The organism is Pseudomonas sp. GW821-FHT11G12, assembly GCF_058808055.1.
On sequence record NZ_JBXARH010000001.1, the window covers coordinates 140,132 to 152,590 of the forward strand.

The window sequence follows — 12,459 nt, forward strand, 5'->3', positions numbered from 1 at the left end:
ATGATTTTTGCTGCCGGTCGTCGTTTGCTTATCGCAGCCAGGTGCCGGGCGTCGTGCCGGTCATGGTCTTGAAGAACGCAATGAATGCGCTGTCGCTGGCGAAACCCAGTTCAAACGCGCAATAGCCGAGGTTGCGCCCGGTAGCGAGCAATTCCATGGCGCGCATCAATCGCCATTGCTGGCGCCATTGTTGATAGCTCATGCCGGTTTCGCGCTGGAAGATCCGGCCGATGGTGCGGCTGCTGGCGCCGATCTGTTGCTCCAGCACTTGCAGCTCCGGTGGCAGTTGTTCGGGGCGTGCAAGCAGAGGCGCCAGGCGTTTGTCTTGCGGCAATGGCAAAAGCATCGGCTGCTGCGCCGCGTCACGGATTTCACTCAGGCACAGCCCCAGCAGATGGACGAATTTGCCCTGCTGCCAATCGGTGGCGAACTCGGCAATCGCCATCGGTTCCAGCACGGCGCGCAGCAGCGGGCTGACCTCGATCACGCAGATCTGTTGCGGCAGCTCGCGACACAACTCGGGTGTCAGGTAGATGGAGCGGTAATCGACGCTTTGCTGCATCACCGCCCGATGCGTGACGCCACCGGGAATCCACGCCGCTCGCGACGGCGGCAGCAGACACAATTGCTGTGCCAGCGTGATGCGCGTGCAGCCCTGTCGGGTGTAGAGCAGTTGCCCGCGCTGATGCCGATGCAGGCCGGAGTCGTGATCGCCGAGGGTAGAGGCGATGCCGATTACCGGCGCAGGGAAGCGATCCGGGTCAAAACGGTCGTGGGCTTCGAGCCAGGCCATGGGTTGTCCGATTTCAACGATAAATTGTCAGGGTTTGGATAATACGTCAGTCGCGACTTTTTAAACTCCTCGGCGTTTTTGTTGAGGAGTCATGGTGATGAACCCTGGAAAGTTTTTGATGTTGGCGATTGCGCTGCTGATGTTTCCGCAGATCGCCCAGACCCTGTTCAGCCCGGCGCTGGGGGATATCGGCCGTGCATTTGATGTTGGCCCGCAAGCGGCGGCGCAAACCCTGTCGGTGTACTTCCTGGCTTTCGCGTTTGGTGTGGTGACGTGGGGACGAGTGTGCGACCGGATCGGCCGGCGGCCCTCGATGCTCGCCGGTCTGGCGATTTATGCGGTTGCCTGCGTACTGGGCTTGAGCGTGCGCAGTTTCAACGGCTTGTTGATGGCCCAGGCGCTGGCGGCATTTGGCGCCGCCGTCGGCTCGGTGGTGACCCAGACGCTGTTGCGTGACCGCTATCGCGGGAGCGAACTGGCCCAGGTGTTTTCTCTGGTGGGCATGGCGCTGTCGGCCAGCCCGGCCATCGGTTTGTTCAGCGGCGCGAGCCTGGTTCAGGGCTTCGGTTATCGCGGCGTGCTCGGTGCGCTGCTGTTGCTGGCATCGGCCTTGTGGATCTGGAGTTGGCGCAACCTGCCGGAAACCCGTCCGCCACAACTCACCTACGTTGGCCTGTTCGCAACCATGGGCGACATGTTGCGCGATCCCCGTATCTGGCGTTCGGCGCTGTGGATTGCATCGTTCAACGTCGCATTGTTCAGCTATTACAGCCTCGGGCCTTTTCAGTTCGAACGTCTCGGACTGAGCAGTTCATGGTTCGGCTACAGCGGCGTGATGCTCGCATTGGCCTCAGGGTTTGGAGCATGGCTCAACAAACGCTTGCTGCACATCGGTTGCAGGCCGCTGCAGTTGATTCGCCTTGCGGCCCTCACTGGTTTACTCGGTGGCATCGGCGTGTGGCTGTTGCAGACGCATGTCTGGTTCGTGCTGCCGATGCTGCTGGTGGTACTGGCGTTCGGCATGGCGATCCCGAACATTCTGGGCGCAGCACTGAGCAATTACACCGATCGTTTGGGCACCGCCGGTGCATTGCTGGGGCTGTTTTATTACCTGCTGATCGGTGCGGGATTGATGTTGGCAGCGTGGTCTCAGGCCCTCGGGGAAACCCTGATGATCTGCAACTTGCTCGCGTTATCGCTGGCGATTCGCGCGAAAAAGGCATTTGTTTAAGAAATGTAAGCAATGTAGGAAGCGTCTTGCAATTGTGTAGGAAGGCTCTGACTATCACTGCAATTGATGGGATGGCATTAAGCCATTTGATTGCAAGGATGTTGAGTGCCGTATTCGATTCGCGCTGTTACCCGTTGTAGTTTCCTGCCTCGCCCGCTGTTGTCGGCCTTGTTGTTGAGTGTGTGTGCGCCCAGCGTTCTCGCCGCCGAAGCTCCAGCCCCGGGCCAGGAAGTGCTGCGCCAGCAACAACTGCAACAGCGCGATCTGCAACAACTGCAACTCGAACAGCGCAAGCGGCAACTGGAGCGCGGTGCGTTCGGCCCGGCGCCTGCCACCCCGGCCATTGCTGAATCGATCAAACCCGACGAACGTTGCTGGCCCTTGAGCGGCACGCGCATCGGCGGTGTCACACTGATCGATAAGGACAAGCTCAACGCCCGGATCAAACCGCTGCTGGCACCGTGTATGGGTGTCGGCCAGATCAACCATTTGCTGGCGACCATCACTGCGCTGTACGTGGAGAAGGGCTACATCGCCAGCCGTCCGTACCTGAGCAGTGCGCCGGCAGCGGGCCAGTCGCTGGATATCCTGATCGACGAAGGCTACATCGAATCCATCGAACTGGCCGACCAGAGCCTGCCGGTGTCCCTCGGCGGTGCATTCCCGGGCATGCTCGGCAAGCCGCTGAACCTGCGGGATCTGGAGCAGGGGCTGGATCAGTTGAATCGTCTGCGCTCGCTCGATCTGACCGCCGACATTGCTCCCGGCAGCCAGCCCGGCGCGTCAAAAATCATCTTGCGTTCGCGGACCTCGGGGCAGTCGCGCTGGGCACTCGGGGCCGGTTTCGACAACCTCGGCAGCGCCAGCACCGGCCGTGATCGCGACACGCTCAGCCTGACGCTCGACAGTCCGCTCGAACTCAACGACCTGTTGAGCCTCAGTGCCAGCGACACGCTCAATCAGGGCGACCGCTACAGCCGCAACGCCAGCCTCTATTACGCAATTCCCTACGGTTACTGGACGTTCAGCACCTTCGCCAGCCACGCCGAATATCGCGCACCGTTCAAACTCAGCGCGGCGACCCTGCACAGCACCGGCATCACCGATCAGCTCAGCCTGCGCGCCGACCGCGTGTTGTGGCGCGACCAGAGCCATCAGCTCAGCGCCAACCTGCAACTGGCGCACAAGGACGTCGACAGCTATCTGGAAAACGTCCGCCTCGGTATCCAGAGCCCGACCCTGACCGTGGCCGAGGCCGGGCTCAATCTGTTCTGGCTCGATCGCGCGGTGTGGAACCTGGATTTCAACTACGCCCAGGGCCTGCGCTGGCTGGGTGCCGATGACGATGCCGATCATCAGGTCAAGAACCTGCCCAAAGCACAGTTTCGCAAGTACCGCGCCGGCCTCAGCCAGTGGCGCAACGGCCAGCTCGGCGCGCAAGCCTGGCAATGGCAGAGCCAACTGAACGTGCAGTACAGCCCGGATCCGTTGCCGGCGATCGAACAACTGCTCGGCACCGACGATTCCGCCGTGCGCGGTTATCGGGTCAGCAGCGCGTCCGGCGCCAGCGGTGCGATCTGGCGCAATACCTTGCGCCTGCCGCTGCGCAGTGATTTTCCCGTGCAGCTCACCCCGCGAATCGGGCTCGACCACGGCTGGATCAAGGCCGACCACGGCGCCTCGGTTCAACGCCTGAGCGGCGCCAGCATCGGCCTCAACCTGGGCTGGAAAAACCTGCAAGTGGATGTCGATTACCAACGCAGCCTCAACACCCCGACCGGTCTGCACAGCGAGCCTGAAACCTGGCTGATGCGGGTCGGATTACAGATATGAACGTCAGTGAACAACAGCCATCGGACCTGAGCGCGACAGCCGTGGCCTTCTACTCAACGCGCAACGTGATGCCGCACTACATGGAGAGTTTTTTATGCCAATGAATACCTTTGCGTTTCATCTTTCCCCACGGGGCAAACTGCGCTGGGCCATCGCCAGCCTGTTCCTGGTCGCTCATCTGCCGGGCGCCATGGCCGGCGGTGTGGTGGTCGCACCCGGCCCCGGCGGCACCGCGCAACTGCAAACCCAGGGCGGCGTCCCGATCGTCAACATCGTCGCGCCGAACGGCTCGGGCCTGTCGCACAACCAGTTCCTCGACTACAACGTCGACCGTCAGGGACTGGTGCTGAACAACGCCTTGCAGGCCGGGCAATCGCAGCTCGCCGGGCAACTGGCGGCCAACCCGCAATTGCAGGGCCAGGCCGCGAGCGTGATCCTCAACGAAGTGATCAGCCGCAACCCGTCGGCCATCAACGGCGCCCAGGAAATCTTCGGTCGCGCCGCCGACTACGTGCTCGCCAACCCGAACGGCATTTCGGTGAACGGCGGCAGTTTCATCAACACGCCGAACGCCAATCTGGTGGTCGGCCGTCCCGAGCTGAACGACGGCAAGCTGCAAGCCCTGAGCACCCGTGACGCCACCGGTCAGTTGCAGATTCAGGGCGGCGGGCTGCGCAATGGCGAAGGCTCGATCAACCTGATCGCCCCGCGCATCGACAGCCAGGGTGCGATCACTGCACGTGACCAACTGAACCTCACTGTCGGACGCAATCAGATCGACTACGCCAGCGGCCAGGTGAAAGCCGTGGACCCGGCGGGCAACACCACCGATCAGCGGATCGACGCCAGCCTGTTCGGCGCGATGCAGGCCGGGCGCATCAACATCGTCAGTACCGCTGAAGGTGCAGGCGTGAAGGTCGGGGCTGTGCAAGTCGCCGGGCGTGATGGCGTACAGATTCGTTCGGCTGGCGACTTGAGCGTCAGCGGCCAGGCGATCCCGGACAGCCTCGATGTGACCCGCGCCGGCATCCGCAGCAGCCAGGGCGACGTCGGCCTGCACAGCGGCAAGGACCTGACGCTGGCCGCCACCGACGTCAGCGGTCGTGACGTGAAGGTCGATGCCAAGCGCAATCTGACCTTGACCACCGTCGAGAGCCGCAAGCTCCAGGAACAGCGCGAGAACTGGAACAACAGCACCATTGGCATCACCTGGGAAACCTACGAGCGCACCAAGACTGACAGCGATTCGCGCCAGCACGGCAGCCAGATCGTCGCCAGCCGCGACGCGCAGCTGTCGTCCGGCAAAGACACCGAACTGAAAGCGGCCAAGGTCGAAGCGAAGAACAACCTCAGCGTGCAAAGCGGCGGCGACCTGCGTTTGACCGCCGCTACTGAAAGCCACACCCAGACCGATCAGGGCAAGCATCGCAAACACCTGTGGAAAGCCGATTGGGACAGCAGCAGCGAAGAGCAACGCAGCGTCACCAGCCAGTTGAAAGGCGGCAACATCGCCCTGCAAACCGCTGCACTGTTGCGCTCCGAAGGCGCCGAGCTGAACAGCGCCGGCGATCTGCAACTGGCCGGCAAACAAGTGGAAATCACCACCGCGACCCGCACCAACCGCAGCAGCGATAACCGCTATTCCGGTGATCTGGTCGGCGGCGGTTTCTTCGGCAAGACCGGCGACGCCGACAAGGGCCAGACCCAGCATCAGGGCAGCAAGATCAACGCGGCCGGCAAACTGGTGGTCAAGGCAGACGACGTGCGCATCAGCGGCAGCCAGGTGCGCGGCGGCCAGGACGCCAGCGTGATCAGCGACAACGGTTCGCTGACCATCGACGGCGTGCAGGACACCTCGCACAGCAACAACCACGACAAGGACAGCAAGTTCTTCGGCATCACCAAGGACGAGTCCCGGCAGAACAGCAAGGACAGCACCACGGTGCGCAGCGAGCTGGTGTCGGACAGCAACCTCAAGCTGAAAAGCGCCAAGGACATCGAAGTCGCCGGCTCCAAGGTCAAGGCCGGCGGTTCGCTGATGGCGGATGCGGCGGGTGATGTGAATGTGCATTCGACGCAGAACACCCACGACAGCAGCAACAGCACACAGACCCGTGGTTTTGACGCTTACGCCAAGGAGCAGACGGCGGAGCAATATCGCGCCGGCGTGCATTACGAAGACAAGGCGCAAACCGTCACTGCCAACGACGTCACGCAGCAGGGTTCCAGCCTCAGCGGCGGCACTGTGCAAGTGAAGGCGGGCGGCGATGTGACGCTCAAGGGCGCCGAGGTGAAATCCACCGCCGGCGACACCACCCTGAGTGGCAAGAACGTTTCGTTGCTGGCCGAGCAGGACAGCCACAATACTTCGACCGAGACCCGCAGCACCGGCGGCGGTTTCTACTACACCGGCGGCCTCGACCGCGCGGGCAGCGGCGTGGACTTCTCGCACAGCACTTCGCAAGACACCACCGGCAAAACCACTGCGCAAACTACCGGTGTGCAGAGCAGCGGCAGCCTGAACATCAACGCTGACAAACTCGTCACCGAGGGTGCGCAACTGAAGTCCGGCAACGGTCTGAACGTCGCCGCCAACGAAGTGGACAACCGTGCTGCCAGCAACACCGAGAGCAGCACTCACAAGGAGAGCAACTGGTCGGCAGACATCGGCGCCAACGTCGAGTACAAAGACATCGCCCGGCCGATTGCCGGCGCGGTGAAAGACGTGCTCGACGGCAAAGTGCCGGACAAGGACGCACTGGCCAATCTCGGTCAGCCGAACGTCGGTATTGACGTGGCGGTAGGTCATGCCAGCGCGGATAAAACCGAGCAGAGCAGCAACGCCGTGGTCAGCCAGTTCGACGGCAAGACCGTGGACGTGAAGGTCGGCGGCACGCTGCACGACCAGGGCACCCAGTACAACGCCAGCGCCGGCAAAGTGAACATCAGCGCTGACAAACTGGTGGCCGATGCCGCGAACAACACCCGCAGCAGCACCGAAAATTCGGTGGATGCCAAGGTTGATGTGCGCGTCTACACCAAGACCGGTGAAGACGTGAACGTGGCCGGCAGCGGCGCGGGCGGCAGCAGCCAGTCGAGCAAGAACAGCGCCACGGCGGTGGTCGGTGGTTACGCTGGCAACCAGGGCGTGAACATCAATGTCGCCCGCGACGCACAGTTCGAAGGCAGCCGTTTCGACGGCGGCCAGGGCGGTGTCAGCGTCAAGACCGGCGGTGATCTGGCCCTGAATCAGGCCAACGACCGTCAGAGCAGCGACAGCTCAAGCTTGCGCGGCAACGGCTCGCTGACCGTCGGCACCTTGCCGGGCACCGACGGCACCAATGTCGATCTCGGCGCCGGGTTCCAGCTCGATCACAAAGGCAACCAGACCACTGACAGCCAGGCGCATGTCGCCAGTATCAGCGGCAACGGCCCGGTGCAATTGAGCAGCGGCGGCAATCAGGTTCAACAAGGCACGAAGATCGACAGCGTCGGCAACATCGACCTGAAGGCCGACGGCAAGCTCGACCTGCAAGCGGCCACCGACACGCACGTCGCCACCGGCAGCAATCTCGGTGGTGGCCTGAAGGCGGGCGGCAGCAAAACCAGCAGCGAGAAGAGCCGTGATCAGGGCGGCAACCTCAGCGGCAACTTCAACATCGGTCGGGTCAACGAGAACACGCAGACCCTCACCGGTGGTCAGCTCAACAGCCAGAACGGCATTGCGCTGAGCGGCGACTCGGTGCGCCTGCAAGGCACTCAGGTCAGCGCGCCAAACGTCAACATCGACGCGCAGAAGGGCGGCTTCGTTCAGGAGTCCGCACAGTCCAGCGACAACCGCAACAACTGGAACGTTGCGCTGAACGCCGGCGGCAATCTGAGCAAAAGTACGCCTACCGCCGCCGATGAAAAAGTCAGCAGCGATCACGGCTTCAATGCCGGGGCCAAAGTCGGCGTGGACTACCTGCAAGGCACCACCCAGCAGAACAGTCAGATCAAGGCTGACACTGTGGTGCTGAACAGCGCGGGCGATGCGAGCCTGAGCGGTGCGCGGATCGATGCGCGCGACGTCAGCGGCAAAGTGGCCGGTGATCTGACGGTCGAAAGCCGTCAGGACTCCAGCACTCATGCCAAGGTCGATGTGGATCTGGGCCTGACCGCCAAGAAGACTCCCGCGGATGACAAAGGCAAACTGGCCGGCACCGACTACAAGCCAACGCTGAAAGTCGACGGCGAATACGCGCACAAGGACAGCGTGAAACAGGCTTCCGGTATCAGCGGCAGCCAGGGTGTGAACCTCACTGTCGGCGGCGCTACGCAACTGACCGGCGCGCGGATTTCCGCCACCGGGGGCAACGTCGATCTGGGTGGTTCGAAGGTCAGCAGCAGCGACCTGAGCAACCGCGACTACGGCGTGAAAGCCGGGTTGGATCTGCCGCACAAAACCGAAGAAAACGCACCGAAGGTTTCCCTTGAAAACGGTAACCTGAAAGTCGGCCCGGTGACCTTGAGCGGTCACCTGGACAGCCAGTCCCTGCAAGCGGGGATCGACGAAAGAGGTTGATTCGTCGGCAATAAAAAAGGTGGGAGCCCGGTAACGGGCTCCCACCTTTTTTTGTAGCGGTTAAACCGCGGTCAGCGTTTGAACGGTCTGCCGCTTGAGCAGTTCCTCCACAAAGCGTTTGCCGAATTGCTCCAGGTACTGACGCTGCAACAGGCACTCGTGGGGGGCTTCGACGTCATGCCGGATCAGCTCGCCGCTGATGTACGGCGACCACAGCGACGGCTGCTGTTCATCCTGACGCAGGATGTCTGCGGTGGCACGGATGAACAACATATCGCCCCGGTACTGTTCGTACTGCGTCCTGCCCAACAACTCCAGCATCCGCTTCGAATCGTCGACCAGACGGCTCAGGAACTCGTCGCCGATCTGCCGGCTGCCGAGCACTTCTTCCATCGCACTTTTCAGACCCTTGAGACCGGCCCGTGGCGTGCCGACGATGGCGCGGGTCATACGGCTGATGATCATCGCATCGTCGAGTTTCAGCGACGCCGGGCCACCCTGCAGCGGATAGCTGTCGAACATGCACAGGAAGCTCACCTCACGTCCCCGGGCCTGCAACATCGCCGCCATGCGCAACGCCAGGTTGCCGCCCACCGACCAGCCGGCCAGTTGATACGGCCCCTCGGGATACAGCTCGATGATGCGTTGCAGGTATTCCTCGGCCAGTTCATCCAGCGACTCGATCACCCGCGTCGGATCGCGCAGGATCGGCGATTGCAGCGCGTACAGCGGTTGATCCTCGGGCAGGTACGGCAACAGTCCTGCGTAGGGCCAGGCAATCCCGCCGCCGGGGTGGATGCAGAACAGCGGCGGCCGCTTGCCTTCGGTGCGCAGCGCCAGCACGGCATCGAACGGATCGCTGGCACCGGTGTTGTGTTGCAGGCGTCGGGCCAGTTGTCGCGGGGTCGGCCCTGCGAGGAAATCGGCGATGCCCAGCGCGATGCCGAACTGTTCCTTGATCCGGCTGACCAGTTGCAACCCGAGCAACGAATGCCCGCCGAGGTCGAAGAAACTCTGGTTGGCGAACACTTCGCTGCAACCCAGGGCTTCGGCGAACAGGTTGCACATCGTGGCTTCTTCCAGGGTCTGCGCAGGCGACAGTTCGGCTGCGTCCTGCCGCGTCGGCGCGGGCAGGCGATCGACAGCCAGTTTGCCGTTGGGGGTCAACGGGAATTCGGCCACGCGCATGATCACGCTCGGCACCATGTGTTGCGGCAGGTGTCGGCCGAGCGCCTGTTTCAGTTGCTGGCTGTCGAGGCTTTCATCCTTGCTCGCCACGTAGCCGACGATGGCCGGGCCGTGGGCCAGTTCACGCAGCATGACCGTGGCGTCATCGACACCGGCGCAACCGAGCAGGACGTTCTTGATCTCGTCCAGCTCGATGCGCAGACCGCGCAGCTTGATCTGGTTGTCCTGTCGGCCTAGGTAGTGAATGCGCCCGGCATGATCGAAAAACACCCGGTCGCCCGCGCGGTACATGGTGTCTTGCGCGTCGAGCAGGTCGGCGACAAAGCCCTTGGCCGTGAGGTCGGGACGATTGCGATAGCCCCGCGCGACGCCCGGCCCACCAATGAACAGATCGCCCCAGGCCCCCGGCGGCAACAAGCGCTGGCGGTTGTCGACCACGTACAGGCGGGTGTTGGCGGTGGCCGGTCCGATGGACAGATCACCGGCGCCGTAGCAGGCGTTGATCGAGGTGGCGAAGGAGGTTTCCGTCGGGCCGTAAACGTTGAGCAGGCGGCAATGGGAGAAACGCGCCAGCAGCGCCGGGGTGCACGGCTCGCCGCCAAGCATGAGTACGGTGTCCTGAGGGAAGTCCTCGGTTTGATGACAGGCCAGCAGACTCGGTGTCATCACCAGCAAATCGATGGATTCACGCTTGACCAGTTGCGCCAGGGCCCGGCCGGGAGCACTGGTGACTTTGTCGGTGATCACCAGTTCGGCACCGGCCAACAGGGTCATCATGATTTCCAGCACCGACATGTCGAAACCGGCGGCGATGAATTGCAGCACCCGCGCGCCGGGCTGCAACTGCGCGGCGTCGATGGCGGTGCGAGCGATCGGCACCAGATTGCGCTGGGTGACTTCCACGCCCTTGGGCTTGCCGGTGGAGCCGGAGGTGTAGATCAGGTAGCCCGGCAGCCCAGCTTCGAACGGCGCCAACGGCTCGTTGGCTGGCGGCAGTTGCGCCAGGAACTCGGTGTTCAGCCACAGCTGTTTGTCGGCGGCGATCTCGACTTTGAGCTGACTGCCGGGGGCGACGATCACCACCGCCGGATCGGCATCGCTGAAGATGTGTTCGATCCGTGCCTCGGGCAGGTCCGGGTCCACCGGTACATAGCAGGCACCGAGTTTGAACAGGGCCACGGCGGCCACCGCCCATTCGAGGCTGCGGGAGAACATCACCACCACGCAGTCACCGGCCTGCACACCGCGTTCGCGCAAATGCGCGGCCAGTCGGGTGGCCTCGTCATCGAGGCGTGCATAGCTCAGGTGTCGCCCACCCTGGCTCAGCGCCGGGCGCTGGGCATGTTCGCGGACGGACTCGGCGAAGGCCTCGGCGAAGACCGGCAACGGCGCATCGCTTTGCGGGTGCGAGTAGAAACGCTGCTGTTCGTCGGGCAGAAACAGATCGTAGTCGGCCGCCAGGGTTTCGGGCGCAGTGGCGAAACGTTCGAACAGCGCGGTCAGGCGTTGGTAATGCAGCTCCAGTGCTTCAGGGGAATACAGGTCGGCGTTGGCATTGAAGCCGATCTCCAGTCGGCCATCGGCGTGACGGTCGAAGATGTCGATGCCCAAGTGATCCGCCGGCCCGTTGGCGACGTTCTGCAGGGTGGTTTCGCACCCGGCAAACCCCGGCCCCTGATCGTAGGCGACGATGTTCAGCAGGGTGTTGAACAGCGGCTTGTTGCCGCGCTCGGCGTGCAGGTCGCGGATCATGCTTTCGCTGCGGTAGCTCTGGTGCAACAAGTGATGGCGCAGTTGCCGCTGAAGGTTGGCCGCCACCGTCAGCACCGTGCTCTCGGCGTTGAACGACAGGTGCAGCGGCAGGATGTTGGCGACCATCGACGGCACATTGCGCAGGGCCTTGAGCTGACGCGCCGCCACTGGCATGCCGAGCGCCAGTTCGTCTTGCCCGGTCATGCGCTGCAAGTAAGTCGCGCACAGTGCCAGCAGGATGCTCGACAGCCGCAGTTGGTGTTCGCTGGCGGCGGCGCGCAGGCGTTGCAGGGTTCTGCCGCCGAACACTTTGCGCAGGCGATTGAGCCGGATCAGCGGCGCATCGCCCGGCACCAGTTGGGTCGGTTCGGGCATCTTCAGGCAGTACTGGCGCCAGTAGGTGCGATCCTTGTTGTGCATCTCGCTGAGGCGATATTCCTCCTGCGCCTCGAATACGCTCGACAACGGCGCCAGCGTCAACGGCTCGACCCCTTCGCCGCGACTGAGGGCGTTGTAGTGGGCAGTGATGTTGCCGAACAGAATCCCGTGGCCGAACCCGTCCACCACCAGGTGCGAGGCCAGTTCAATCATGCGGTGGTGGTGGGGTGCGAGGCGGATCAGCACGTAACGGATCAACGGGCCGTGTTGCAGGTCCATGTCGGTTTGCAACAGGTGGTCGAGCACCTGGCGCCAGGCGGCTTCGGGGTCAGGCTGGTCGCTGACGTCCAGATGCTCGAAGGCCTTGGCTGGCAGAGTATCGATGGGCTGGATGTACTGGGCGAAGGTGCCGGTCTGCGGGTCGGTCCTGAAGGTGGCGCGCAGGGTGTCGGTTTGGCGGAACTGCGCGCCGATGGCGGCTTCGAGCCAGGTCAGGTTCAGCTCGCCGCGCAGTTCGATGACATCGCACAGATGGTAGTTGAGGTTGCTGTGGTTCTGGCTGATGGCCAGGCAGACTTCCTGCTGTGCCGTGGAAAGCGGGCACGAGTGTACGTCACGCATAAGAGTCATCCTTTCTTCCGTTGCGTCGGGTTTTCGGCAGGCAATACCGTGCCCATTCCGGTTGGCGCGAAAGCGACAGGTCCGGAATCGACGGCAAGC

General features: G+C 63.0%; 5 protein-coding genes. 3 read left to right on the forward strand and 2 right to left on the reverse strand.

Going from position 1 to position 12,459, the window contains the following annotated elements; all coding sequences use genetic code 11:
• Window positions 1-28: 28 nt before the first annotated feature.
• Entirely contained in the window at window positions 29-793 is a 765-nt protein-coding gene (locus AC1RR7_RS00640) for an AraC family transcriptional regulator (protein ID WP_493155697.1), read from the reverse strand.
• 97 nt (window positions 794-890) lie between these two features.
• Here AC1RR7_RS00640 and AC1RR7_RS00645 point away from each other — a divergent pair, with 97 nt between their 5' ends.
• From AC1RR7_RS00645 to AC1RR7_RS00655, 3 genes are all read left to right on the forward strand, one after another.
• On the forward strand, window positions 891-2,024 hold the full coding sequence (locus AC1RR7_RS00645; protein ID WP_493155699.1) for an MFS transporter: 1,134 nt from the start codon (window positions 891-893) through the stop codon (window positions 2,022-2,024).
• Window positions 2,025-2,129: 105 nt separating this feature from the next.
• Window positions 2,130-3,857 (forward strand): ShlB/FhaC/HecB family hemolysin secretion/activation protein, encoded by a 1,728-nt coding sequence (locus AC1RR7_RS00650; protein WP_273539130.1) that lies wholly within the window; start codon window positions 2,130-2,132, stop codon window positions 3,855-3,857.
• 94 nt (window positions 3,858-3,951) lie between these two features.
• A complete protein-coding gene (locus tag AC1RR7_RS00655) occupies window positions 3,952-8,421 on the forward strand; it encodes a hemagglutinin repeat-containing protein (RefSeq protein ID WP_493155701.1) in 4,470 nt (1,489 codons plus the stop codon).
• Window positions 8,422-8,481: 60 nt separating this feature from the next.
• Here the strand turns inward: AC1RR7_RS00655 and AC1RR7_RS00660 are convergent, their stop codons facing one another.
• Window positions 8,482-12,360: an amino acid adenylation domain-containing protein gene (locus tag AC1RR7_RS00660; RefSeq protein WP_493155703.1), complete on the reverse strand. Its 3,879-nt coding sequence runs from the start codon at window positions 12,358-12,360 to the stop codon at window positions 8,482-8,484.
• Between the last annotated feature and the right edge of the window lie 99 nt (window positions 12,361-12,459).